The organism is Dubosiella newyorkensis (assembly GCF_001945605.1).
GTDB classification, from domain to species: Bacteria; Bacillota_I; Bacilli_A; order Erysipelotrichales; family Erysipelotrichaceae; genus Dubosiella; species Dubosiella newyorkensis.
The window spans coordinates 1-943 of sequence record NZ_MPKA01000018.1 but is presented as its reverse complement, the minus strand read 5'-3'; the positions used below and the strand labels follow the sequence as shown (position 1 = coordinate 943).

Annotated in this window: 2 protein-coding genes; both read right to left on the bottom strand. The window is 44.0% G+C overall.

Annotated elements, in window-relative coordinates; genetic code table 11:
• Window positions 1–135: 135 nt before the first annotated feature.
• Window positions 136–627 (bottom strand): IS66 family transposase, encoded by a 492-nt coding sequence (locus BO225_RS00265; RefSeq protein WP_076340302.1) that lies wholly within the window; start codon window positions 625–627, stop codon window positions 136–138.
• 65 nt (window positions 628–692) lie between these two features.
• The coding region (gene tnpB / locus BO225_RS00260; protein ID WP_076340301.1) for an IS66 family insertion sequence element accessory protein TnpB at window positions 693–943 on the bottom strand (251 nt) is incomplete at its 5' end.

Sequence of the window (943 nt, the reverse complement as noted above, 5' to 3'; positions counted from 1 at the left end):
ATAAGCTTGGGGCTTTTCAAGCCGCAGCAAGAGCTGGGAGTTTGAAAAGCAACAAGAAATGGGTTCTTAGGGATAGGGACCCGTAGTCAATGGAAAGCGGAACAAATTTTTTCGGATTTGTCAAAAAACAGAAATTTAGGTTGTCCTCAAACTTGACATAGTACCAATCTCTTCGATACGGATTTTCGGCTCTTCTATGATTACCCGCGTCCTCACCTTTTCTTCGCCGATCTTCTCCATTTCTTTGCCGCACCATGGGCACTTCTTTTCTTCCTCTGCAGCTTCGATCACGATCTTGGTTCTTTCGACATCGCCCAGATCGTCTTTGTTCCAGCAGCGTTTTTTTCTGGAATACTGAATGTTCTGGAGAGCACGAGCAGAAGAAGGACTTTCTTCCGGATATTCGAGATCGAAGAGCGTAGGCATGTTGGCCATCATTTCCGCATGTCTTGCCTTTTCGCTCTTTTTTCCGAAAAGCATCCGCTGAAGCTTTTCAATAATCGCGTCCTTGTGTTTGATCGTTTTGTTCAGCTCTTCGATCCGAACAGTCAAATCCTCTATGGCTTTGATCATCTTTTCGAGCTGTTCTTTATCCACTTCGACCGTCGTTTGTTTTTCCTTTTCCATAATTCAATTATACCACAAAAAAGAAGGGAAATAAACAAATTCCACTTTATATAAAGCTTTTTTGATTACATTATCTTTGTCGCCCGGCTTTTGGGGATCGAACATTTCTGCTCGATCCCCAGACCTTCGAGAAGCCATCTCAGCTGCTGTTCGCTGAGAAGAAGCACTTCGTCATTGTTTTTAGGCCACTGGAACTTTCCTTCGTCAAGACGCTTCGCAAGAAGAAGAAATCCGTCCTCTTCCCAAAGGATCCCCTTGATTGAGGATGTTTTCCGACCGCAGAAAAGAAAGAGACTGTTCTCGAAAGGATCGAGCT

What these genes read in the sequence shown, in the direction of transcription:
- BO225_RS00265 (WP_076340302.1), bottom strand. Translation starts at nt 627, where the DNA reads ATGGAAAAGGAAAAACAAACGACGGTCGAAGTGGATAAAGAACAGCTC.